This window comes from Nitratireductor sp. WH36-1, from assembly GCF_058725515.1.
On sequence record NZ_JBZXDP010000002.1, the window covers coordinates 83,674 to 107,590 of the forward strand.

23 protein-coding genes and 1 riboswitch are annotated in these 23,917 nt (G+C 62.5%); of the genes, 11 read left to right on the plus strand and 12 right to left on the minus strand.

The genetic code is table 11. From position 1 onward, the window contains the following. Nucleotides 1-11 precede the first annotated feature (11 nt). From AC4PTT_RS19560 to AC4PTT_RS19590, 7 genes are all read left to right on the plus strand, one after another. Complete coding sequence (locus AC4PTT_RS19560; RefSeq protein ID WP_492162795.1) at nt 12-776, plus strand: anti-sigma factor; 765 nt, start codon at nt 12-14, stop codon at nt 774-776. 147 nt (nt 777-923) lie between these two features. Continuing rightward, nucleotides 924-1,370, plus strand: coding sequence for a peptide-methionine (R)-S-oxide reductase MsrB (msrB, locus tag AC4PTT_RS19565; RefSeq protein WP_113156903.1), 447 nt, complete (start codon nt 924-926; stop codon nt 1,368-1,370). Continuing rightward, nucleotides 1,367-1,873 carry a peptide-methionine (S)-S-oxide reductase MsrA gene (gene msrA / locus AC4PTT_RS19570; protein ID WP_206544863.1) on the plus strand — a complete coding sequence of 169 codons (507 nt, stop codon included), beginning with the start codon at nt 1,367-1,369 and terminating at the stop codon, nt 1,871-1,873. The genes msrB and msrA overlap by 4 nt, the downstream gene beginning before the upstream one ends. 235 nt (nt 1,874-2,108) lie before the next feature. Further along, a complete protein-coding gene (locus AC4PTT_RS19575) occupies nt 2,109-2,690 on the plus strand; it encodes a DUF4956 domain-containing protein (RefSeq protein ID WP_113156901.1) in 582 nt (193 codons plus the stop codon). A 23-nt stretch (nt 2,691-2,713) separates the two neighbouring features. Next, nucleotides 2,714-3,502, plus strand: coding sequence for a polyphosphate polymerase domain-containing protein (locus tag AC4PTT_RS19580; RefSeq protein ID WP_113156900.1), 789 nt, complete (start codon nt 2,714-2,716; stop codon nt 3,500-3,502). A 31-nt stretch (nt 3,503-3,533) separates the two neighbouring features. Beyond that, nucleotides 3,534-5,147, plus strand: coding sequence for an inorganic phosphate transporter (locus AC4PTT_RS19585; protein ID WP_492162796.1), 1,614 nt, complete (start codon nt 3,534-3,536; stop codon nt 5,145-5,147). 78 nt (nt 5,148-5,225) lie between these two features. Then, the gene (locus AC4PTT_RS19590) at nt 5,226-6,149 is read left to right on the plus strand and encodes an esterase-like activity of phytase family protein (protein ID WP_492162797.1); all 924 of its coding nucleotides are present in this window, start codon (nt 5,226-5,228) and stop codon (nt 6,147-6,149) included. 63 nt (nt 6,150-6,212) lie between these two features. Here AC4PTT_RS19590 and AC4PTT_RS19595 read toward each other — a convergent pair whose 3' ends face one another. The 5 genes from AC4PTT_RS19595 to AC4PTT_RS19615 all read right to left on the minus strand — a co-directional run bounded on the left by AC4PTT_RS19595 (nt 6,213) and on the right by AC4PTT_RS19615 (nt 10,336). Continuing rightward, nucleotides 6,213-7,202, minus strand: coding sequence for an ABC transporter substrate-binding protein (locus AC4PTT_RS19595; RefSeq protein ID WP_492162798.1), 990 nt, complete (start codon nt 7,200-7,202; stop codon nt 6,213-6,215). After that, nucleotides 7,199-7,954, minus strand: coding sequence for an ABC transporter ATP-binding protein (locus AC4PTT_RS19600; RefSeq protein ID WP_206994530.1), 756 nt, complete (start codon nt 7,952-7,954; stop codon nt 7,199-7,201). Before AC4PTT_RS19600 ends, AC4PTT_RS19595 begins: the two co-directional genes overlap by 4 nt. Further along, nucleotides 7,951-8,739: an ABC transporter permease gene (locus AC4PTT_RS19605; RefSeq protein WP_492162799.1), complete on the minus strand. Its 789-nt coding sequence runs from the start codon at nt 8,737-8,739 to the stop codon at nt 7,951-7,953. The genes AC4PTT_RS19600 and AC4PTT_RS19605 overlap by 4 nt, the downstream gene beginning before the upstream one ends. A 4-nt stretch (nt 8,740-8,743) precedes the next feature. After that, the gene (locus tag AC4PTT_RS19610) at nt 8,744-9,352 is read right to left on the minus strand and encodes a YkoF family thiamine/hydroxymethylpyrimidine-binding protein (protein WP_492162800.1); all 609 of its coding nucleotides are present in this window, start codon (nt 9,350-9,352) and stop codon (nt 8,744-8,746) included. Then, nucleotides 9,346-9,458: riboswitch (TPP riboswitch) on the minus strand. (Overlaps the previous gene by 7 nt.) Nucleotides 9,459-9,574: 116 nt before the next feature. Then, nucleotides 9,575-10,336 (minus strand): DeoR/GlpR family DNA-binding transcription regulator, encoded by a 762-nt coding sequence (locus tag AC4PTT_RS19615; RefSeq protein ID WP_206994531.1) that lies wholly within the window; start codon nt 10,334-10,336, stop codon nt 9,575-9,577. 162 nt (nt 10,337-10,498) lie between these two features. Here AC4PTT_RS19615 and AC4PTT_RS19620 point away from each other — a divergent pair, with 162 nt between their 5' ends. Genes AC4PTT_RS19620 through eutH form a run of 3 tightly spaced genes read left to right on the plus strand, consistent with a single transcriptional unit; the run spans nt 10,499 to nt 15,157 of the window. Continuing rightward, entirely contained in the window at nt 10,499-11,410 is a 912-nt protein-coding gene (locus AC4PTT_RS19620) for a phosphotransferase family protein (protein WP_297558851.1), read from the plus strand. After that, the gene (locus AC4PTT_RS19625) at nt 11,407-13,866 is read left to right on the plus strand and encodes a GcvT family protein (protein WP_492162801.1); all 2,460 of its coding nucleotides are present in this window, start codon (nt 11,407-11,409) and stop codon (nt 13,864-13,866) included. The genes AC4PTT_RS19620 and AC4PTT_RS19625 overlap by 4 nt, the downstream gene beginning before the upstream one ends. A gap of 58 nt (nt 13,867-13,924) precedes the next feature. Further along, nucleotides 13,925-15,157, plus strand: a complete 1,233-nt coding sequence (gene eutH, locus AC4PTT_RS19630; protein ID WP_475079942.1) for an ethanolamine utilization protein EutH — start codon at nt 13,925-13,927, stop codon at nt 15,155-15,157. 10 nt (nt 15,158-15,167) lie between these two features. Here eutH and scpB read toward each other — a convergent pair whose 3' ends face one another. Continuing rightward, entirely contained in the window at nt 15,168-15,830 is a 663-nt protein-coding gene (gene scpB, locus AC4PTT_RS19635; protein WP_492162802.1) for an SMC-Scp complex subunit ScpB, read from the minus strand. A 4-nt stretch (nt 15,831-15,834) separates the two neighbouring features. Further along, the gene (locus tag AC4PTT_RS19640; RefSeq protein ID WP_492162803.1) at nt 15,835-16,671 is read right to left on the minus strand and encodes a DUF1403 family protein; all 837 of its coding nucleotides are present in this window, start codon (nt 16,669-16,671) and stop codon (nt 15,835-15,837) included. Nucleotides 16,672-17,176: 505 nt separating this feature from the next. On the opposite strand from AC4PTT_RS19640, the gene AC4PTT_RS19645 reads away from it, so the two are divergent. Continuing rightward, nucleotides 17,177-18,517, plus strand: a complete 1,341-nt coding sequence (locus AC4PTT_RS19645; RefSeq protein ID WP_420507595.1) for a sodium-dependent transporter — start codon at nt 17,177-17,179, stop codon at nt 18,515-18,517. A 67-nt stretch (nt 18,518-18,584) separates the two neighbouring features. On the opposite strand, the gene AC4PTT_RS19650 is transcribed toward AC4PTT_RS19645, so the two are convergent. The 5 genes from AC4PTT_RS19650 to AC4PTT_RS19670 form a co-directional block, all read right to left on the minus strand. Continuing rightward, nucleotides 18,585-19,340 (minus strand): ATP-binding cassette domain-containing protein, encoded by a 756-nt coding sequence (locus AC4PTT_RS19650; protein WP_206544875.1) that lies wholly within the window; start codon nt 19,338-19,340, stop codon nt 18,585-18,587. A 3-nt stretch (nt 19,341-19,343) separates the two neighbouring features. After that, nucleotides 19,344-20,549 carry an alanine racemase gene (locus AC4PTT_RS19655; protein ID WP_492162804.1) on the minus strand — a complete coding sequence of 402 codons (1,206 nt, stop codon included), beginning with the start codon at nt 20,547-20,549 and terminating at the stop codon, nt 19,344-19,346. Between the two features lie 22 nt (nt 20,550-20,571). Further along, nucleotides 20,572-21,531, minus strand: a complete 960-nt coding sequence (locus AC4PTT_RS19660; protein WP_113156883.1) for an ABC transporter permease — start codon at nt 21,529-21,531, stop codon at nt 20,572-20,574. Nucleotides 21,532-21,589: 58 nt separating this feature from the next. Then, complete coding sequence (locus AC4PTT_RS19665) at nt 21,590-22,654, minus strand: substrate-binding domain-containing protein (RefSeq protein WP_492162805.1); 1,065 nt, start codon at nt 22,652-22,654, stop codon at nt 21,590-21,592. A 164-nt stretch (nt 22,655-22,818) separates the two neighbouring features. Further along, complete coding sequence (locus AC4PTT_RS19670; protein ID WP_206544878.1) at nt 22,819-23,877, minus strand: substrate-binding domain-containing protein; 1,059 nt, start codon at nt 23,875-23,877, stop codon at nt 22,819-22,821. Nucleotides 23,878-23,917: the final 40 nt, after the last annotated feature.

Consider the following 23,917-nt stretch of genomic DNA (forward strand, 5'->3'; position numbering starts at 1 on the left):
GACAGAACACGATGCATGAAGAAAAATTCACCGATGAAGTTCTGATGGCCTATGCCGATGGCGAGCTCGATGCGAAGACCCGCCGTGAGGTTGAAGACGCCATCGAGCGGGACACTGCGCTCGCGGAGCGCGTGGACCTGTTCATGAAGACGCGCGCGTTACTGGCGGGCACATTCGGAACGGCAAAAGTCTCCGTGCCAGACGATCTTGAAGCGCGTGTGCGACAGATGGCTGGCGCTGCGGAGATGGAAGAATCCGGTTCCGGAGCGGAGGTGCTTCCCTTCAGGCAAAGGAGCGCCCCGCGCCAACAGGGGTTCGCACAGCGCCATGCACTGCCCATCGCAGCTTCTCTGGCGCTGGTTGCGGGCGGATTGCTTGGTTACATGGCCGCCGGTCAGCCCGAACAGGCGGGCGGCATCGAGATTGCGGGCCTTGCAGACGACCGGATCGTTGAAGCGCTGAACGTATCGCCATCGGGCGAGACAAGGCAACTTGGCGAGGATGCGCGTTTCGAGGCGATTGCCACTTATCGCGATGGCGCGGGCACGCTTTGCCGGGAATTCGAGGTCAGTGCGCGTGGCACATCTCATGTGGCTGTCGCCTGTCAGGAAAACGATGCCTGGCAGCTGCGCTTTGCGGCCTCGCAGGTGGATGTGAACGGCGATTTCGTTCCCGCGTCTTCGCTGGAAGCGCTGGACGCGTTTCTCATGGCCACCAGGGCCGGTGCGCCGCTTTCGGCCGAGGACGAGAGCGCGGCGCTTTCCACACTGCGCTGACGCGTCCCGGCGGACTTCCGTTTCGGATCACGCTAATATGATTGGGATCGCGGAGCCGCGATACCTAGATGAGGCTCCGCAGGCACCGTGTTTCGACGCGATGCCGAGACCGATCACCATTGAACGATCAGGAAGCCGGAGCTGCCGATGAACTACAGGAAGACCGAAGAAGCCTTGGCCCGCCTCAGCCCGGAGCAATATTACGTGACGCAGCAAAGCGGCACGGAACGCCCTGGCACCGGCGAGCACCTGAACAACAAGGAACCGGGCATCTACGTCGACATCGTTTCGGGCGAACCGCTTTTCGCAAGCAGCGACAAGTATGAGTCCGGCTGTGGCTGGCCGAGCTTTACCAAGCCCATCGCGCCGGCCAATGTCAGCGAGCTGCGGGACACGACCCACGGCATGATCCGCACGGAAGTGCGCTCAACGCATGGCGACAGCCATCTTGGCCATGTCTTCGAGGATGGCCCGCGAGACCGTGGCGGTCTGCGCTATTGCATCAATTCGGCGGCACTGCGCTTCATTCATCGCGATGCGATGGAAGCGGAAGGTTACGGAGACTATCTCGACCAGGTGGAGGATGTGCAATGACTGAACGCGCTGTTCTGGCTGGCGGCTGTTTCTGGGGCATGCAGGACCTCATCCGCAAGCTGCCCGGCATTGTCAGCACCCGTGTGGGATACACCGGAGGCGACGTGCCGAACGCCACATACCGCAACCATGGAACCCATGCGGAAGGGATTGAAATCACCTTTGATCCCGACAAAACGAGCTATCGCCGGCTGCTGGAGTTCTTCTTCCAGATCCATGACCCGACCACGGCAAACCGGCAGGGCAATGATGTCGGCATGTCCTATCGCTCGGCGATCTACTATGTAAGCGACGAGCAGAAGCGCGTGGCCGAAGAGACCATTGCCGATGTGAACGCCTCCGGCCTGTGGCCGGGCAAGGTGGTGACGGAACTGGAGCCGGTTGGCGATTTCTGGGAAGCAGAGCCCGAGCATCAGGATTATCTCGAGCGCTATCCCAATGGCTATACCTGCCATTTCCCGCGCCCCGACTGGGTGCTGCCACGGCGCGACGCGGCGGAATAGAACGCCGGATCAGGCGCAGATATCTGACCGAAACGACAAAGATGAACTCCCTCCGGAAAAAATCCGGGGGGAGTTTTTTCATATGCGGCAAGGGTTTCAGCGGACCCGGGAGAAATAAAATCAATGCCGATGGAATAGATCCAATTCCCTCACGTTTTCCGACACCAGAGACGGCTTTCTGACAGTTTTACGACAGTTTTCTGACAGAGGCCGTGACCAACAAATGAGGAAAACAATGCTGGAAACGTTCGCATTCGGTGACACCCCAATCCGCTTTGGCATCGACGTCGTGTCGATGACGATCCTGGTCTTCGGCCTTTACTACCGGCGCTACCGCGACAAGGAACTGGTGACGGCGGCATCGCTGTTCAACATCTTTGCCTTTGGCGTTCTTTCCATTCTTTCGGCTGTCGAATTCTCGCTGGCCGCCGGCTTCGGCCTCTTCGCGATTCTGGCGCTCTTCACCCTGCGTTCGGAGCAGATCTCCAAGGTGGAAATCACCTATTTCTTCGGCTCGGTCTCCATCGCCGTGATCTGCGCCATTCCCGGAACGCCTCTGGCCATCGTGCTTGCCGTTGTCGCGCTTGTGCTTCTGGGCGCTTACATCCTCGATCACCCGGCCATCCTGCGCTCGTCCGACGGTGTGAAGATCACGCTCGACAAGATCGATCACGAAGCGCTTTCGCAGCCTGAGAAGATGCGCCGCGACCTCTCCGAGCGCCTTGGCGTGGACGTGATGTCCTACCAGATCACCGCGCTCGACTACATCAACGACATGGCCCGGATGAACGTGTTCTTCCGCAAGCCCCGGCACTGACCTGCCGGGAAGGAGACACTCCAATGGATCATTCCATCACAAATGAACTGACCGGCTTCCGCCCGATCTCGCTTGAGGGACTGAACGGCAAGGCCGCCATGCTGGAACGGCTGGACAACAAGTATATTGTTCCGGCCAACCGGCTCCGCCCCGCGCTGCACGCCTTTTCGGATCTGTTCGACGTGCTCGAAATCGACGGCATCCGCGCGTTCACTTATGCCACCCGTTATTATGATGATGACGATCTGCGCAGCTATTACGACCACCATCAGGGGCGTCGCAAACGCTGCAAGGTGCGGGTGCGCGATTACGTGGATACCGGCCTCAGCTATCTGGAAGTGAAGCTGAAGAGCAAACGGCAGATCACGGTCAAGAAACGCCTGAAGCTGCAGGAACCCGGTTCGGGCCTCGACCACTCCGGTGAAAGTTTCATCGACACGTGCCACCGCGAGATCTATGACAGCCCCTTCGACCGGCCTTTGGCCCCGGTGATCGAGATGCAGTATATGCGCATCACGCTGGTGGCCAAGGAGGGCGGCGAGCGCATGACCATCGACACGCAGCTCTCGTTCAAGGCTGGCGATGTACGCCGCCTAGTGCGGCCCGACATCTCCATCGTGGAAACGAAATCGGCGCGCGGCAACGGCATCGCCGATGCGATTTTCCGGGGACTGCACGTCCACCCGACAAAACGCTGCTCAAAATACTGCGTGGGCATGGCCGCGACGGGCCAGGTGGAGCGGCACAACCGCTTCCTGCCCGCGCTGCGTCGCTTGCAGCTTCTCGACGGCCGGGCCCTGAGCCCCGCCTGAGCTTCAACTCTGCCATCGAAAGGAGAGGACCATGCGTACGCATGTCAGCCCCGCTTTGCCTGAATCCGGCTATATGGCGAGCCTCGCGAAAGCCAGGTCGGACCTCAGAGACCTTGCTCCGTTTCTCGGACGTCTTTTCATCGCCCTGTCCTTCGTCGTTGCGGCGATGGCCTATGCGCTGGTGCGCGCCCAGAATGGCGGCAATCCCGAATTCGCGCTGTGGATCGCCACGGCCGCCGGCTTCGGCGCGTATATGGCGCTCAATATCGGCGCAAATGATGTCGCCAACAATATCGGCCCTGTGGTCGGCGCAAGGGTGATCCCGCTTGCAGGCGCGCTCATCATGGCGGCGGTGTTCGAGTTTGGCGGCGCGCTTATTGCCGGCGGCCAGGTCATCAGCACCGTGCGCGGCGGCATCGTTATGCCGGAGGCGCTTGCCGACCGGAACGTCTATGTCTGGGTGATGATGGCCGCACTTCTGGCCGCAGCGCTCTGGCTGAACCTCGCCACCGTGTTCGGCGCGCCCGTCTCCACGACCCATTCCATCGTGGGTGGCGTGATGGGCGGCGGCATTGCGGCAGCGGGCCTTTCGGCCGTTGACTGGTCGGTGATGGCCAACATCGCCGCAAGCTGGATCATCTCCCCGCTTCTGGGCGGCCTGTTTGCTGCGCTGTTTCTCTATGCGATCAAGCGCTTCGTGACCTATGAGCCGCAGGTGCTGAAGGCCGCGCAGAGGATTGTGCCGCTTCTCGTGGCCGCCATGACCTGGTCGTTCGGCACCTATCTGATCCTCAAGGGGTTCAAGAAGGTGTGGTCTGCGAGCCTGCTTGAGGCGACCATGGCCAGCGCGCTCATCGCTCTTGTGGCATGGGTTGTCTCCCGCTTCCTGATCGCACGCCGGCTGCCCAAACTTCAGAATGACAAATCCGCGGTGAACCAGCTTCTGGCCCTGCCGCTCATCTTCTCGGCAGCGCTTTTGAGCTTCGCGCACGGCTCCAATGACGTGGCAAACGCGATCGGGCCACTGGCCGGCATCTATGATGTGCTGACCAATGACGCGATGCAGGAAAAGGCCATCATTCCGTTCTGGGTCATGGGGCTCGGCGCTGCCGGCCTCGCCATCGGCCTCCTGCTGTTCGGCCCCCGCGTCATCCAGACCGTGGGTGGGGAGCTGACCAGGCTGGACGCGATGCGCGCCTACTGCATCGCCATGGCGGCAACCATCACCGTGATCACGGCCAGCCAGCTTGGCCTACCGGTTTCCACCACCCATGTGACCGTGGGTGCCGTCCTTGGCGTGGGCTTTCTGCGGGAGTGGCTGAAGCGCCGCTATGCGCGGATCGTCAGCGATATCCGCGCACTGCATGCCGGTCGTGATGAGGCGGAATGCGACGCTTTCATCGCCCGCATGCAGGCAAGCCCCTTCGCGCAGCGCAGGGCCATGATCGATGCGCTGCGCAGGGAACATGCGCAAAGGCAGTCTGACGCCAGCGTGTGCGGCAGCACTGCGGCAACCGAACGGGGAGAAGCTCTCGTGAACCGGGCGCTGATGACCAAGGTACTGTCGGCCTGGATCATAACCGTTCCGCTGACGGCGCTCATCTCCGCCGTGATCTACTTCACCCTTCGCGGGATCATGCTGTGAGGCAGCGGGCGCTCCGGAAAATCCGGGGCGCCCCTGCCGTCTGCCAGAAGCATTTCCGCCAGAAATGAGGCCTGAACCTTGAGAACCATTCTTTTGACACCCCTCCTCGCCCTCGCCACCACGCTTGCAGTCAATGCCGAGCCGATGTCGGCGCGGGTTCTCGATCATCGGGTGATGCCCGAAATCGATGTGAACGGAGAGACGATGGCCGAGTTATCCGGCCTCGCCTACGACCCGCAGACGCAGACCGTTTACGCGGTTTCCGACCGGGCCACGCTGTTCAGTCTCGCCTTCTCGACCGATGGCGAGACGATTACGGCCCTTGAGCCGCAGGCGGCTGCGGCGCTGACAGACGCAGACGGAAGCGCGCTTGCCGAACAGGGGTTCGGGCCGGAAGCGCTGATGCTACGACCAGATGAAACGGGCGCTCTGAATTTCGCGATCCTGAGCGAAAGCGGACCGCGCGCCGCACTTTTCAAGCGTGACGGGGGATGGCTGGCAGAGATCGATCTGCCATCGGCGGTGCGTGACAGCAGCCGACAGGCGGGCAAGAACCGCGGCCTTGAATCCATCGCCCATCACCCGGAGCTTGGCCTTGTGACCCTGCCCGAAGAACCGTTTGAGCCCGCGCCGCGCACCGCGCACACGCTTTATGCGGAAGGTGGCGAAACGCTCTCGTGGTCGAGCGAGGATATCGGTGCGTCGCGGGTGAAGGCGATGACGGCGCTGCCCGATGGCAGGCTTCTGGTGCTGGAGCGCATCAAGGAAGACAAGGCGCTCGTTCCCTATCTGCGGCTTGTCGACCCGGCGGTCTGCGCGGCCGACACCTTATGCAAAACGCAGGCGGTTCGACTTGATGTTCCTGGTGTCGACGATGCGGATTTCGAAGGCATTGTCGCGGTCTCGCCGTCACTCTTTCTGCTGGTCAGCGATGACAGGATCAAGAAGGAGCAACGCTCGGTGTTTGCGCTGGTGGACGTGACGTTTCCGGCCATGCCCTGAATGAAAACGGCCCGAAAACCTCCTGAGGCTTTCGGGCCGTAAATCTCTGAACTGCGTCAGAAATTACTGCTTCTGGTACGCGTTGGTGAACCAGGTGTAGACGTCCGGCATTTCCTCAAGGCGCTTGCCGTCGGCATCGCGCATGACGCCCGCCTCGAACATGAACTTCGTGATGTTGCCGAACATGTCCGCATCGATGAGGCCGACCGGTTCGCCCTCGTCCTGCAGGTAGCCGCCATCCACGATGGCCTGCATGGAAGCGCGGACCAGCTCCGGGTTGGACAGCATGCCGCCGGTTTCGGCGATCAGCATCTCGGCTGCCTCTTCCGGGTTCTCGGCAGCAAAGGCATAGCCGCGCTGAGCCGCTTCAACGAAAGCGCGCGCGGTCTCCGGGTTGGCCTTCAGCCAGGTTCCGTTGCTGCCAAGATAGGTGGTGTGCTGATCCGGCACGCCGTAATCGGCATAGCGGAATGCGCGCTGCGGGCGGTCGAGGAGCACGGAGTTCACACCTTCCCAGGTGCTGACCTCAAGCGTGAAATCGACCGTGCCGTTGGCAAGCGCCTCATAGGCAGAGGTGCCGAGCGTGACGGTCTCGAATTCGCCCTTGCCGCCATCGTTCTGGATGATGGTGGAGATGAGGGCCTGCTCCCATGCGCTGCCGAAACCGGCATAGGTCATGCCATCGAGATCGGCCGGGCGCTGGATGTCTTCACGCTCGCCGTTGAAGACGAGACGGCCCGTCTCGTGCTGCATCACCGCCATGACGACCGTGAGGTCGGCGCCCGTGGCGCGCTGGCTGTAGAAGCCGATGGAGCTGAGAATGCCGAATTCGGCAACGCCCGTGGCGACCAGCGTGCCGGAGGACGTGTCGGTGTAGGGCAGGATTTCGACATCAAGACCGGCATCCTTGAACCAGCCCTTCGCCTGGGCGACGTAGAGCCCCACATGGTTGGTGTTGGGCGTCCAGTCCAGCGCGACGCTCAGGCGCTCCTGCGCCGTTGCCGGCAGCGCCATCGCGCCGAGCATCAGGGCTGCGGCTATCAGGCTTTTCATGGTCTTTCTCCTGTCTGACTGAGCAAGGTGTTCAAAAGATCTTCTTCCAGCGCACGGGCTTCGTCCGGCAGGGGCGCGCCAAGGCGCGGGCGCGGGGCGCGGACGAGGACCTCGGAAATCACGCGGGCGGGACGGCGCGACAGCACATAGATGCGGTCTGAAAGGGCGACCGCCTCGCGCACGTCATGGGTGACGAGCAGCGTGGTCCAGCGCGCGGCGCGCCAGCGGTCCTCCAGCCAGCGCTGCATCTGCGCGCGGGTGAGCGCGTCGAGTGCGCCGAAGGGTTCATCGAGAAGCTGTATCGGGCGGGCCTGAATGACCGTGCGCAGAAGGGCTGCGCGCTGACGCATGCCGCCCGAGAGTTCCGCCGGATAGCGCTGCTCAAAGCCTTCCAGCCCGAATTCGGCGAACAGCGGCAGCGCGCGGGCACGCGCCTCCGCGCGGGGCACACCCTGCACTTCCAGCCCCAGAATGACGTTGTCGATGATGCGTCGCCAGGGCATCAGCGCGTCGCGCTGCGGCATGAAGGCGAAGGTCTGGCCATCGCGCTTCAGCGGCGCGCCATCGCGCAGGATCTCGCCGCGATCCGGCGCAAGCGCGCCGGTGAGCAGGCGAAACAGGGTGGACTTGCCTGCTCCCGAAGGGCCGAGAATGGAGACGAACTCCCCCTGCCCCACATGCAGCGACACATCGTCGAGCACGGCGGTCTCGCCAAGCGTCACGCCCACATTGCGCATTTCAAGAGCGCTCATCGTGTCTGCCCCGCTTCACGCCAGCGCAGCAGCGCGCGTTGCAGAAGCGCCGAGACGCCGAAGAGCACCAGCGTCAGCGTGGAGCTGACCACGACCGCTGCCAGCATGAGATCCGGGCGAAAGCTGTTCTTGGCGTTGAGAATGACAATGCCGAGCCCGGCGCGCGCGCCGACATATTCGGAGAAGATCGCGGCGACCACGGCATAGGTGATCGAAATCCGCAGGCCGGCGAAGAAATAGGGCATGGCCGAGGGAAAGCGCGCCGCCCGGAACACTTTCCATCGCGACGCGCCCATGGAGCGCATCAGCGTTTCGATTTCGGGATCGGTGGATTCGTAGCCATCGACCAGCGCCACCAGCATGGGAAAGAAGGTGACGAGCGCCACGAGCAGGATTTTCGGTGTGAGACCGAAACCGAACCACAGGACGGCCAGCGGCGCGATGGCCACCAGCGGCAGGGTCTGGCTGACGACAAAGATCGGGAACAGCGCCCGCCGCAGCTTCGGCAGGAAATCGAGCGCCACCGAGAGGGCAAAGGCGATGCTGACGGAGAAGGCAAAGCCGGTCAGCGTCGCGCTCAGCGTCGGCAGCGTGTTCTCCCACAGGAGGCCGCGGTTGACGCCCATCTGTTCGATGACGCGCGAGGGCGCAGGCAGAACCAGCGGCGAAATGCCCGACAGCCGCACATAGATTTCCCAAAGGAGGATTGCACCGGCAACGCTTGCCAGAGCAGGCAAGCCGCGCACCAGCCGTCCGCCCGCAGGACGGGGCCGACCCTGAGACATGGGATCAGGCCGTGGAGGGGCTGTTGGCGGAAACGGTCAAATCGACCGTCACATGGCCTTCGGGCGGACCAAACCGGCAGAAAGCCTGTTCGAGCGTTGCGAAAACCGGGCCTGCATCGCCGGTGAGACGGCTGCAGAAATTCTTGGAATGATCGAAGACGCCGCTCGACTTCAGGAAGTCGATGCAGCCCATGATCTCCGCCATGTGATCGCCGGCGCCCATCACGTAAAGCGAAAACTGCGCGCGTGCGATTTCCGACGTGGTCTTTGCATTGGCCACCGCTGCAAGTGCCGCCTTCTGCCGTTCGGCGAGCGGCTCTGACGGATTTGCGAGTGCAGAGGTGCTGCAGATCGGATCGTCCGGCTCGCCGGGGCAGCCGCGCGAGAGCGTGGCGCGCAGCACCACATGATGGCGGGTGGATGCGGCGGCGACATAGAAATCGCGCAGCGCCGGAAACAGCACTTCGGGCGGACCGACGACGAGCGTGGAGATATCGTCGGTCTCGATCCGCAACCGGTCCCGGTAAGGATCGAACGCGGAGAGCGACGACATGATGACGTCGACGAAATTGTCGGTCATCGGATAAAGGGAAAGCTGCGCACCTGCGAACATGATTGTCCTCCTTGCTCCGCTGGCATTACCCAGATCAGCTTCTAGGGCCCGAGGATTTGCACCCTCATCTCAGCCGCGGCGATACGCGGCACCCCTGTGGATGCGCGGAACGAACCAAATCCCGAGACGGAAAGCAAGTTGATTGTGCAGGAACTGTTTCGTCGGAGAACAAATGTACAGCTTTCCCACAGGCGTGGTGCGCCGGCGGCCCGAACGCCCCCGTCAGGCGGGGCAGGTAACCGTCACATCGGCCAGACGGAGCGCTTCGGAAAGGTCTTCCGGCGGCATGCTGTCGACGATCAGCGAATCGACTTCGGCAAAGGAGCAGACGCGCACCAGCCCCTTCCGGCCGAACTTGGAAGCATCGGTCACGACAACCCGGCGGCGACCACGCGCCAGAACCGCGTTGCCGAACTGCGCCTCCTCCAGATCGTAGTCCATGATGCCGGTCATCGCGTTCACCGCGCCGGCGGAAATGATGGCGTGATCGACGCTGAAACGGCTGACGAACTCGATGGCGGAAAAGCCGAGCGCGGAGCCACTGTCGCTGCGCAGCTCCCCGCCGGCCATGTAGACCTTGTTGCCATTGACGGTCGCCAGCGTGCGGGCGATGTCGGATGAGTTGGTAACGACGGTCAACTGCCGGTGGTCCAGCAGCGCGCGCGCCAGAAGGCTGGTAGTGGTGCCCGTGTCGAGCATCACCGACTCGCCATCGCGGATCGTCGAGGCGGCCAGTGCGGCGATGGTCTCCTTGGCCTGCCGGTTCTCCCGCATGCGCCGCTCGAACGGCGCTTCGCTGACCACGGACGGCAAGGCGATGGCGCCATGCATGCGCACGATGGCGCCGCGCCCGGCGAGCACCTTCACATCGCGGCGAACGGTTTCCACCGACACCTCCAGATGCTGCGCCAGATCATTGACGCCCATTGTGCCCTGCTCTGTCAGAAGATCCAGAATCCGACCATGGCGGGGGGAATAGTTCATCTGCGTTGCCCTTACCGGTTGTGCCCGTTTATGCCCTATCATGACTGATTTGAAATTCAAGAAGATGCGAATCGGTCAAACTTCAACATTTTTCTGTTGACTTCACACAGATGCCCATCAATTCTTCCTCAAAATCGACAGCCAAAGGCTGCGGGAGGAGACATGACGGCAGCACGGGAAATCACCGCCCCGGGCTCTGATCGGATTGCGGCACTGCCCCTATGGCAGGGGGCAATCACGATAGAGCCGCTCGTCGGCGGCATCAGCAATGAAAGCTGGCTCGTTACCGACGATGCCGGCGGCCATGTGGTCCGTTTTGGCAAGGACTATCCCTTTCATCACGTTATCCGCGACCGCGAATTGATGACCGCGCGCGCCGCCGAGTTAGCGTCTCTTGCACCATCCGTCGAGCATGCGGCGCCCGGCGTCATGGTTTGCAGACATCTCAATGCGAAAACATACGGCGAAGCCGATGTGCGCGCCAACATTGAACGCGTCGCCAGGATCGTTCGCGATTTTCATCAGGACATGCCGCACCATGTTTCAGGGCCGGGCTTCATGTTCTGGCCGTTTCACGTCATCCGCGACTATGCGCGCACCCTGAAGGAAGGCGGGAGCCGGATGACGGAGCAGCTGCCGGCCTATCTTGCGCTGGCCGATGAGCTGGAAGCCGTACAGACGCCGCTTCCAATCGTGTTCGGTCACAACGACCTCCTGCCAGCCAACCTTCTGGATGACGGCAAGCGGCTGTGGCTGATCGATTTCGAATATGCCGGCTTCTCGACGGCGATGTTCGATCTGGCGGGGCTCTCCTCCAACGCCAGCTTTTCGGACGAAGAGTCCGAAGCGCTGCTCGGCTATTATTTCGACCGCACGCCCGATTGGGACCTGCGGCGTTCGCTGGCCTCCATGCAGTGCGCTTCGCTGTTGCGCGAGGCGATGTGGAGCATGACCTCCGAGCTTTATCTCGACGCGCCGGGCACCGACTACGTTGCCTACACGCATGAAAACCTCTCGCGGCTCGAGGCCGCACTGGACACTTTCTACACCCAATACGGACGCGCATCACGATGACCCAGACCCTGCCTTCGCATGCCCAGATCGTCGTCATCGGAGGCGGCATCATCGGCTGCTCGACAGCCTACCACCTTGCCCGCGACCACAAGGCCGACGTCATTCTTCTGGAACAGGGCAAACTGACATCGGGCTCGACCTGGCATGCCGCCGGGCTGATCGGTCAGCTGCGCTCGTCGGCGTCGATCACGCGCGTGCTGAAATACTCGGTGGATCTGTACAAAAGGCTGCACGAGGAAACGGGTCTGGAGACCGGCTGGAAAATGACCGGCTGCCTGCGGCTCGCCACCAATGAAGACCGCTGGACCGAGTTCAGACGGCTTGCCACCACCGCGCGCAGCTTCGGCATGGAGATGGAGCTTGTCGGGCCGGAGGAAGTGAAGCGGATGTGGCCGCTCATGGACACGTCCGACCTGATCGGCGCGTCCTGGCTGCCCACGGATGGGCAGGCCAGCCCGTCCGACATCACCCAGTCACTCGCCAGGGGCGCGCGCATGAACGGGGCGCGGCTCTTTGAAGGCGTTCAGGTGACCGGCTTCGAGATGGAGGGCGGCCGCATCGTTGCCGTGGAGACGGATCGTGGCAGGATCGCCTGCGAAAAAGTGGTCAATTGCGGCGGCCAATGGGCCCGTCAGATCGGTGCGATGGCCGGGGTCTCGGTGCCGCTGCAACCGGTCAAGCACCAGTACATCGTGACCGAGAAGATCGAGGGGCTCTCTTCCGACACGCCGACCGTGCGCGATCCCGACCGCCGCATCTATTTCAAGGAGGAGGTCGGCGGCCTCGTCATGGGCGGCTACGAACCGAACCCGCAGAGCTGGGCCACCGGCCTGCCGGGCGGAGATGTGCCCAACCGGTTCGAATTCCAGTTGTTCGACGACGATTTCGACCATTTCGAACAGCATATGACACAGGCCATCGAGCGTGTTCCGGCACTCGCCGAAGCAGGCGTCAGGCAGATGATCAACGGGCCTGAAAGCTTCACGCCGGACGGCAATTTCATTCTCGGACAGGCCCCGGAATGCGCCAACATGTTTGTCGGGGCCGGCTTCAACGCTTTCGGCATCGCCGCAGGCGGCGGCGCGGGCTGGGTGCTGGCGGAATGGGTGGTGCGCGGCGAGGCTCCGCTGGATCTCTGGGTCGTGGACATTCGCCGCTTCTCGGAGCTGCACCGGGACCGCAAATGGGTCGAGGAGCGCACGCTCGAAGCCTATGGCAAGCACTACACGGTCGCGTTCCCGCATGAGGAATATGAAAGCGGCAGGCCGCGCATCGTCTCCCCGCTCTATGCAAAGCTTCAGGATCACCGCGCGGTGTTCGGCTCGAAGCTCGGCTGGGAACGGCCCAACTGGTTTGCGCCGGAGGGGATGGACGCGCGGGACGACTATTCCATGGGGCGGCAGAACTGGTTTGGCCCCGTCGGTGAGGAACATGCGCATGTGCGCGAAAAGGTCGGCGTTTTCGATCAGTCATCCTTCGCCAAGTATGAGCTGACCGGCCCCGATGCGGCGGACGCGCTGGAGCGCATCTGCGCCAACCACGTCGCCAAGCCCGCCGGACGCCTGACCTACACGCAGATCCTGAATTCGCGCGGCGGCATTGAATGCGACCTGACCGTCGCCCGCCTTTCCGATGAGCACTTCTACATCGTGACCGGAACAGGTTCGCGCACCCACGATTTCGCGTGGATAGAAGACCACCTGCCTGCCGGCGCAAACGCCCGTCTTGTCGACGTGACCGAGGAACATGGCACGCTCTCCCTGATGGGGCCGCGGGCGCGTGAGGTTCTCGCCGCCGTGACCGGGGCCGATGTCGGCAACGAGGCCTTCCGTTTCGGCCGGGTACAGGAGATCGACATTGCCGGGCACCGCGTGCGCGCCATGCGCGTGACCTATGTCGGTGAACTGGGCTGGGAGCTGCATGTGCCCATCGAGGGTACGGGCGACGTTTTCGACGCGCTGATGGACAAAGGCCGCGCGCAGGAGATCCGCCCCGTGGGTTATCGCGCCATCGAGTCGCTCCGGCTGGAGAAGGGTTATCGCGCCTGGGGCTCGGATGTGACACCCAATGACAACCCGTTCGAGGCGGGGCTTGGCTGGGCCGTGAAGCTGCGCCGTGACACGCCGTTCATCGGGCGCGAGGCCTGTGAGGCGGCTTCTGGCGGCCCTTTGACCAAACGGCTTGCCTGCTTCACCACGGCTGACCCCGACGCGGTTCTGCTTGGCCGGGAAACGATCCTGCGCAATGGCGAGCCGGTCGGCTATCTGACGAGCGGGGGCTATGGCTACACGGTCGGCAAACCCATCGGCTACGGCTATGTGCGCGCCGCCGGGGGCGTCGACGACGCATTTCTGACATCGGGAGACTACGAACTCATCGTGGCGAACGAACGCTTCGCGGCCACGGTGCACATGGCGCCGCTCTACGATCCGCCGGGGGAACGCGTAAAGGGCTGATCGAAAAACCGGCGTCAAAAAGCCGGAGGCGCATTTCGCACACTGGGAGGGAAGGCAAATGGCTTCAATCGGTACCTACGTCATTTACATAATCATGGCATGCGCCGTCGCCGGCGCAATCGCCTCCATCCGAAACCCTGAAACCGGGCTCGGGAAGGAGTTTATCGAGGGGCTGCATTCCATCGGCCCGATCTTCATTCCCGTGGCCGGCATCATGGCCGCGATCCCTTATCTTTCGGAGTTCATCCGCCTCGTCGCGGGGCCGCTTTTCGCGATGATCGGCGCGGACCCGTCCATTGCAGCCACCACGGTGATCGCCGTCGACATGGGCGGCTATCAGCTTGCCGACACGCTCGCCCAGTCGCGCGATGCGTGGATGATCGCCACCATTGTCGGCTTCATGTCGGGCGCGACCATCATCTTCTCCATTCCCGTGGGACTGGCGATGCTGGCGAAAGCCGACCACAAATACATGGCGCTTGGCATCATGTCCGGCATTCTGAGCGTGCCGATTGGCGTGTTCATCGCCTGCGCGTTGATCGCGCTTGCCGGGCTCGGCATTCGCCCGGATGTCTCGACGACGGCTGATGCGAGTTACCAGATCGCGCTGTCGCTGGTGGACATTCTGCGCAATCTTCTGCCGTTGATCGTCTTCTGCGTCGCCATCGCGCTCGGGCTGCGCTTTGCCCCCGATGCGATGATCGCCGGCTTTCTGTGGTTCGGTCGCCTCATGTATGCCGGCATCACGCTCGTTCTGGTCGCTTCCATCGTCGAGTATTTCACGGGCTTCTTCACCACTGTGTTCGGCTCATGGGGCTTCGACCCGATCATCGCGGATGAGCAGGACCAGTTCCGTGCGCTGGAGATTGCCGGCTATATCGGCATCATGCTCGCCGGGGCGTTTCCGATGGTCTATCTGCTGACCAAATATCTGGCAGGTCCGATGGAGGCGCTTGGCGCGCGCATCGGCGTCTCGCCGGAAGGGGCCGCGGGGCTTCTGGCGGCAACGGCGAACATCCTCGCCATGTACCGGCTGGTCGGCAAGATGCAGCCGCGTGACAAGGTGCTGGCAATCGCCTTTGCCGTCTGTGCGGCCTTCACCTTCGGCGACCACCTCGCCTTCTCGGCGAATTTCCAGCCGAGCATGATCCTGCCGCTGATCCTGGGCAAACTCTTCGGCGGTGCTGCCGGCTTCCTGCTGGCCATCTGGCTTTCGGTTCCGAAAGCGGAGGAACTGGCTTCCCGGGAAATGCAGGCGGGAGCAGAGGCGCGTCCGGTGCCCGCCGAATAGATCGGAAAGATCACCAGCGTTCCATGGCTCCTGGGATATCTCCCAGGAGCTTTTCCTTGTTGAGAAGGCCCGCATCTTCGAGTTTTTCGAAATCCGGCAGGTCGCGCAGGGTTTCGAAACCGAAATGGGCAAGAAAACCGGGCGTCGTTACATAGGTGTAGGGTGCGCCGGGCTGCGGGCTTCTGGGGCCGGAGGCGATGAAACCCGCACGCCGCAGCTTGCCGATCAGATCCCGCGTGATTTCGCGGGCAAAGAAGCTGGAAAGTTCCGAACGCGTGATGGGCTGAAAGTAGCCGATGGTCATGAGCACCAGCGCTTCGGCTTCCGACAGGCTTTCCCCCTGCTCCTCAATGCCGAATGCCGAGCGGATTGCATCCGCCACGGCGGGGCGTGTGCGGTGCTGCCAGCCGCCGGCGACGCGGACAAGCTCATAGGGCCTGTCGGCGAGTTCGGCGCTGATGTCCTCAATGATCAGATCCAGACTGCAATCCCGGCCGATGACCTGCGTCAGGATCTCGCGCGAGACCGGTTCGGGGGCAGCGAAGATGACCGCCTCCACCCGCGCCATCCATTCCCGCCAGCGCAGGGCCTGGGGAAGATGTTCGAGCTCGCGGTCGAAGAGCGGTGCGCCCGCCTTTTCACCCTTGCCGTTCTTTCCGGATTGCGCGCTCATGAGATCACAATCCGTAAATGCGGAAGCTGTCGCGGCCTGTCAGCTCGCGCACCGCGCCAAGCGAGACGAGCCGCGTGTAGAGGCGGCGAAGCCCGCGGTCACTCATGCCGGGGAAATGGCTGGAAGAGCCAACGGCGTCATCCTCCAGAAACGCCTGCACCACCGGCTGTGCGCCCTTTGCCCGCAGTTTCGGCGCGACCTGCAGGAGCTGGCCTGCCCGGCGTTCGAGCGTGATGGCCAGATCGACTGCGTCGAGCGCAGCACGGGCATAGCGCCGGGCTATCATGGCGCGCAGCATGGTGGGATCAGCTTGCGCTGCACCCGCCTCTGCGGCAAGCAGAAACAGGGGAACGGCATGGGACCAGCCAAGCGCGCGCGCCACGACCGCATCGCAAAGGAGCGGTGCGATCACCGTTTCGAATTCCGGAAAGAGGCGACGAACCGAGAGGAAAAGCCGTTCGGCGGCAGCGATTGCATCATGCCCCTCCTCTCCCGCTTCCAGCATCATCTCACGCAGGTCGGCAATGCGGCCCTCCGCACCGTATCCGCAGGCCTCGACCATTGCGCGGAGCGTGTCCTCGCTGGCAAGCGCGACGGAGGGTCTGGAAACCAGCATCCGCCAGGCAAGTAGGATGCGGCCGGCGGGGCCGACATCATCGCCTGGCCGGGTCAGGGCCAGCGCATCGCGCAGGGCTGTTTCATCTTCCGGCCGCCGGACGCGCTGACATGAGATGGCGGCAGCCCGAAGCGCAAGACGGCAGCGCCATGCCTGCGCCGCGGCCATGTCGCCACGCACAAGCATGTCGAGCGCGCCCAGTGCGGCCCCTGCCGCGAACTCCATATTCGGAAAGGCTGGCGCCTTTGCAGCCCGGCGCAACCAGTCGGGAATGCGGGGCGCGCAAACGCCCGGCGGTGTGTCCGCAGCTGTCTGTGTGCGCAAGGGGGCGGGTCGAATCATGTTTTCAGCTTGTGCGAGCACGGCGCTTCATTCAATCGATGAGCAACATAAGCGCCGCAGCTATCGACAACTTTGCGATCAGGCGCGCCAAGCGCCTTCTCAGATCAGCGATTGTTGCCAACTGACGGCCAATGTGATTATGCAGCTGCCGGAATTGGGCTGTAAACGCCGTTTTGGCGCTAAACGAAACCTGACGAACGCCCAGCCGTAGTGTGAAATCCCTGCTGCAGGAAGAGCCGGTCGATGACCTTTGGAATGCGCCTTTTATGGTGTTCGCCGCAACCGCACTTCGCATCGGCAGGGAGCGATCTCTCTGGCGACACATGGTTTCAGATGCCGCCCTCTTCGGCAGGACCGTATTCATTTAACTCATTCGTTGAAAAATCAAATGGCACATAATCGCGAACACTGGACCTCAAGAATGGGGTTCATCCTGGCAGCGGCCGGCTCGGCTGTCGGCCTCGGCAATATCTGGCGTTTTCCTTACATTACTGGTGAAAACGGGGGCGGAGCGTTTCTTCTCATCTATCTGGCGATGGTGTTTTCCATCGGCCTGTCGCTCCTCGTCGCAGAGCTCATTATCGGGCGCTCGACGCAGTTAGATCCCGCAGGGGCATTCAAGAAACTGGCGGGCGGCGCGTGGCCGCTGGTCGGCTATATGGGCATTCTCACCGCTTTTCTGATCCTCTCCTTCTATTGCGTGATTGCAGGCTGGACGCTTGCCTACACTGTCAAATCGGTCACCGGCTCGATCCTCGTATCCGATCTCGATCAGGTCGGAAGCACCTTCAACGCCTTCATCACGGATCCGCTGGAACCGGTGTATTATACGGCCGTGTTTATCGCGCTTACCGTATTCGTTGCGCTGGGCGGTGTTGCAAGCGGCATTGAGCGCGCGGCGCGCTTTCTGATGCCGGCGCTCTTCCTCATTCTTCTGGTGCTCGTGTTCCGTTCGCTGACGCTCGAAGGTGCGGGCGAAGGGTTAGCCTTCTTCCTGAAACCCGACTTCTCCAAGGTCACCTGGGACACGCTTCTGGCGGCTCTTGGACAGGCGTTCTTCTCGCTGTCCCTCGGCATGGGGGCGATGATCACCTACGGTTCCTATCTGAACCGTCATGACGACATCGCCACATCCGCAGTGGCGGTAACGCTTCTCGATGCGGCGGTCGCGGTGCTGGCCGGGCTTGTGATCCTGCCGGCCGTCTTCGCATTCGGCGCGACGCCTTCGGCAGGCCCCGGCCTGACATTCATCACTTTACCGTCGATCTTCGCACAGATGCCTTTCGGCGCTCTGTTTTCCGCGCTGTTCTTCTTTCTCCTCGCCATTGCGGCGCTCACAAGCGCAGTCGCGCTTCTGGAAGTGGTGATCGTGTATTTCGTGGATGAAGGCGAAGCGAACCGCCGCAAGGTGGCGCTGATCATCGGCGTGATCACCTTCGCGCTTGCCGTGCCCGCCTCGCTGAGCCTCGGCATCTGGTCGGGCTACACGATCGGGGGCAAGGGCCTGCTCGATGCACTCGACTTCTTCACGAACAACATCACCATGCCGCTCGGCGGACTTCTGGTCGCGATCTTCGTGGGCTGGACGCTCAGGCGCACTGCCGTGGCGGAACTGGTTGATGGCTCGGCAATTGCGCCGGTTCTGGTCAGCGCATGGCACTTCATCATCCGCTATGTCGCGCCGCTTGCCATCGTTCTGATCCTGGTGAACGGGCTCGGCCTGATCTAGCAAAATCCCTTAACGGGAAAGGCTGGCGGGGTTGTGCAAGGCATGCTCCCCGCCGGCCAGACGGCCTCTATGCGAGACCGGTAATCATCGAAACGATTTCGTTCTTGTCGGTCTTCGCGGTTTCGCGAATGCCGATCTGAACGCCGCGCCGCAGCACGCAGATCCGATCCGACAGACGGAACACCTGATCCAGACTGTGGCTGATGATCAGGATCGCGAGATTGCGCTCCCGCAGCGACTGCACGATCTGTTCCACCTTGGCGGTTTCGGCAACGCCCAGCGCGGCCGTCGGCTCATCAAGCAGGATGAGCTTGGACGCCCAATGTGTGGCGCGGGCAATGGCAACGCCCTGACGCTGACCGCCAGAAAGATCGCGGATCGTTGCGCTCGCCGAGGGGATGCGCACATCCAGCTCGTCCACCAGCGCCTGCGTCTCCTGCATCATCCCCTGACGGTCCAGAAGGCCGAAGGGCTTGCGGACCTTCTCGCGTCCGAGGAACAGGTTCATGTAGACGGGCTGCTGATCGGCAAGGGCGAGATCCTGATAGACCACTTCGATACCGCTCGAGCGCGCCTGGCTGGCATCGGAAAAGCTGACCGCTTCGCCATCCAGCCGGATCGTACCCGAAGTGGGGGCGTGTACGCCGGAGATGATCTTGATCAGGGTCGACTTGCCTGCACCATTGTCACCCACGAGCGCGACGATCTCGCCGGCTTTCAGGTCCAGCGAGAAGTTTTCGATGGCGACGACGCCACCGAACGCCTTGTGAATGTTCTCAAGCTCCAGAACGGGGCCGGCTTCTTTTTCGGAATGTGCGGTCATGATTTACCTCAGCTCCGGCCAGTCCTGCACGACGCCAAACGGATTTTCGATGGTCTCGACCCGGGGATCGCCCTTTGAAATGCCGGAAACGCCGACCGTGAAGGCACGGGTGACAAAAGCCTGACCGCGGAAGCCAAACACCACGCTGTCGCCCGGCTTGGGTTTCGCCGAACCCGTCGTGTCGATCATGCCGTAATAATCGATTGCCGAGGGCGGCGGGATTTCAACGCTCGCCATGGCGTTCTGCGCCACGGTGGGGGTGTCGGAAACGATTGCCTGAACATCGTAATCCGGGAAGACCGGATCGATGTAGAGACCGCCGCCGAAACAGTAAGCCCGCTGCTGATGCAGATGCGAAACCTCGGAGAGGTAGAGTACGGCGGGCTGCTCGGGCAGATCCTCGATTGCATGCAGCGGCGTGGTGCCGTGCAGGCCATTGCCCGGCTCACATTGCGTCGCCCCGGCCTCGGCGAGAATGTCCAGAACGATGGACGAGGTGGTGCCCGGCGCATTGACCTCGATGCCAGTGCGTCCGGCTTTTGCCAGAGCTTCCGCCGCACGCGCCAGCGTGGTGAGGTTGTGTGTGGGCAGAACCTTCTTCTTCTCCTGATCGTAAAGGAGTGCGGGAAACGTGGTGAGACCGGCGAATTGCGCACCGTCGAGCGCATCCATCATCGCGGCCACTTCGGCAATTTCCTCTGCCGGGAAACCACCCTCATGTCCGCGGTAGAACGTGTCTTTCTGCGTGTGGATGCGCGCAAGGAGCGACTGCGTGCGCCCGGCACGCTTCGCGGCCCGTGCGGCTTCCTCAGCTTTCTCGCGGCTGAAGACCGTCCAGTAATCGGGGGCGAGATGGGAGGCGGCCATGGGAGCCTCGTGACGCGGCACCTGAACGAGGTGGCCCAGATGCCCGGTTTTCAGACCGGCCCGGTCGCAGGCGACGGCGCATGCCATATCGACCGCCACGGCGCGGTCAATGCCGCCGCGCATGACTGCCTTGCAGAAGCCGCTGTTGCGGCCAACCTGCTTGGTCATCGCGAAGACCTTGAGGCTGTGCCTGTCGGCGGCTGCGCGGAAGTGACGGGCGTTGTCCTCGACCGCATCGAGATCGAGAACATAGGCATTGGCAGGAATCCTGCCTTCCTGATGGAGGCGGATGGCCGCTTCGATGAAGGCCGGGTTGCGGCGTCTCAGAACATCGAGAAACATGAGATCTCTCCAGAAATTCGGGTCAGGCGCGGGTCGTGTCCCGCAGGGAAATGGCGACGGCCAGGAGGATGATCAGTCCACGCACGATCATCTGATCGGAAACCGCAAGCCCCATCAGAATGAGCCCATTGTTGAGCATGCCCATCAGAAGCGAGCCGACGAGAGCGCCGATGATCGACCCCTTGCCGCCATTGAGCGCGGTTCCGCCGACGATCACGGCCGCGATCACCGTCATGAGATCGCTTTCTCCAAGCGTGTATTTGGCTGCCTGAAGCCGCCCTGCGTAAAGGAGGCCGGCAAGGCCGGCGCAGCCGCCGCTGATCATCAGAACCGCAAGCCGGATGCGCGGCACCTTGATGCCGGAGACCTGTGCGGCGCGCGGATTGTCGCCGGTCGCGATCACATGCGCGCCGAAACGGCTTTCGCGATAGACCAGATGGCCCACGATCACTGCGCCGAGTGTCCACAGAACAAGCGACGGAATGCCGAAGAGCGTTCCTGAGCCGAAAAAGCCTGCAAACGTGTCGTTGAGCACGGGAATGGAGCGCAGATCCGTCATGGAGCGTGCAACGCCGGCAAAAAGGCCCATGGTCGCCAGTGTCACCAGGAAGGATGGCAGGCGCAGATAGGCCACCAGAACTCCGTTGATCCAGCCGATGGCGAGACCGGCTCCCAGCCCGGCAAGAATGCCAAGGAACATGGAGTGCTCCTGCATCACCACGGCGCCGGAAAGTGCGGCAACGGCAACGATGGAGCCGAAGGAAAGATCGATCTCGCCTGCCGACAGCGCGAAGACGAGGCCGATGGCCATGATCGTCGCGGGCGCGGTCTGAAGCACGATGTTCGAGAGGTTCCTGGTTGTCAGGAAGCCGTCATCTGCAAGCGTGACCGCGAAGAAGAGGAAGATCGCAATGAAACCCAGATAGATGACACTGCCTTGCAGATCGAACTTTCTGGCAATCGCGGGAGTGCGCTGGAACATGTGATGTCTCTGAAAACTGTGCTGACTGGCAGGCCGCCGAAACGGCCTGCCGGGACGATTACCGGGCGGCTGCCTTGACCGTTTCCGGGGGCTGCCGGTTCATGGACTGCATCCAGCCATCGACGACATTGTCGGAGCCGACGCTGAGCGCATCCACGACGAGGAACGGCTCTACCGGCTTGTCGAGAAGGCCAGCGGCCGCCGCACGCGCCGCCGTGACGCCGATCTGGTAGGCTTCATCGGCAACAATCGCCGCGATGTTGCCGCCCTTCAGCATGTCGAGCGCAGCCGGCTCGTTCAGATCGATCGTGACCACTCTCGTGTGGTCATTGGACTGCTGGCGAAGAACGGACAGGACGCCGAGAGCGGGCTCGGCCCAGGGCGTGTAGATGCCGTCGAGATCGGGATTGCGGGAGAGCATCGCGCTTGCGATGTTCTCGGCGTTTGCCGGGTCTGTCATGCCGGACTCGATGACGATCTCGATTTCCGGATAATCGTTCTCAATGGTCCATTTGAACGCGCCATCGCGCTGGTTCGTGACCGGGAAATCCGCATCATGGAACATGTAGCCGACCTCGCCCTTGCCACCCATGGCTTCGGCAAGGGCGATTGCGGCCTTGTTGCCGATCTGGAAGAGGTCGGCCGACACCACGGTGGTGTAGTCCTCACCATGGGTGAAGCCCTTAACCGCATTGTCGATGAACACGAGCTGGACACCGGCATCGCGCGCGACACCGTAGACCGATTTCGCCGTCGGTGGATCGATGGGCAGCGACACGATGATCGACGGTTCGCGGGCCATCACCGTCTCGACATCGGCCTTCTGACGGGCCGTGTCGAACCCGGCATCGGTTTCGGCGATGATCTCGATGCCAAGCCGGGCGAACTCATCCTTCGCACCCTGGGCAACGGCGTTCGACCAGTCATAAAGCTCGTGCCAGACGAGCGCCGCCGTGTGGCCACCGGACTTGATGGTCTCGATGTCCGCGTCGCTCAGTGTGAGCGAGGCGGCCGGCGTCGGCGCTTCACCGTTCGGGCCGACAGTCTTTGGCTGTTCGGCAAAGGCCATCGTCGCACTGGTTGCGAGAAGCGGCATCGCGGCAAGCAAAGCCCTGAGTTTCATTTCATTTCCTCCGAGATTTCGGCGAGATTCCGGATCGCTGCGTCCATTGAGACGCACAAAGGCCGATCCGGGCTTTTGAATGGAGCATCGAACCGAAAACGGGGCTCGACTTCTCGGTCCGATGCTCTGTGCGGGCCGGCCCCCCGACCATTGGCCCGCTGATCTTATTTTCCGGCCTGCATCACGCTTTTCGGCGCATCGACGTGCAGCGACTGCTGCCAGGCCTCACCCACATTGTCGGCGGTCGCGGTGACGGCGGGTGCGACGATGAAGGCGGGCGTTTCCTCGCCCAGAATGGCAAGCGCGCCGGTCGCAGCCATGGCGCGGCCAAGCTCATAGGCTTCGTCCGCAACGATTGCCGTGACATTGCCGCCGCGCACCATGTCGAGCGCCACGGGCTCGCTCAGGTCGAGCGTGACAATCTTGGTGGTTTTGTTGCCATTGGCGCGCAACGCCGCGAGAACACCCTCGGCGGGCCCCGCCCAGGTGACGAAAACGCCGCCCAGATCCGGGTTTTTCAGCAGCATCGCGTTGGCGATTTCCTCGGCGCGCGCAGGGTCGCTGATGCCCTGTTCGGCAACGATCTTCATATCCGGATAGTCGTTCTCGATGGTGGTCTTGAATGCGTTGTCGCGCTGGTTGGTCACGTAGTAATCGGCATCATGGTAGATCCAGCCGACCGTGCCCTTGCTGTCCATCGCCTTTGCCAGCGCGTCGGCAGCCTGTTTGCCCATCTGGAACAGATCGTCCGTCACGACCGCCGCATAATCCGTGCCGTGCACATAGTCCTTCGGCAGGTTCGACAGGAAAACGAGCTTTACGCCCTTTTCCTTCGCTTCTTCGAATGCGGCTGCCGAGGTTACGGGATCGAGCGGCAGGGACAGGATGATGTCGGGCGACTTGACCATGGCGGTCTCGATGTCGCTGCGCTGCTTGGCTGCGTCGAAACCGGCGCTGGTGGTGGCGACGACTTCGATGCCGAGTCGCGCGAACTCATCGCTTGCGCCGGCGGTGACGGCGTTCACGAAATCGGACTGGTCGTGCCAGAGAAGGGCCGCGCGATGCTTGCCGTTCTTGAGTGCATCCACCCTGTCGTCGGGCACGGATATCTCACCGGACGGCGTGGCGGTTTCGCCCTGCGGGCCAACGGTCTGTGCGTGAGCCGCACCGGCAGCGAGTAGCGCAGACAAAGATGCTGCGCGAAGCAGATTGACGATAGACATTGTGTTCTCCTCTTCCCCTTTGCTTTGCCCTTTTGGGCGT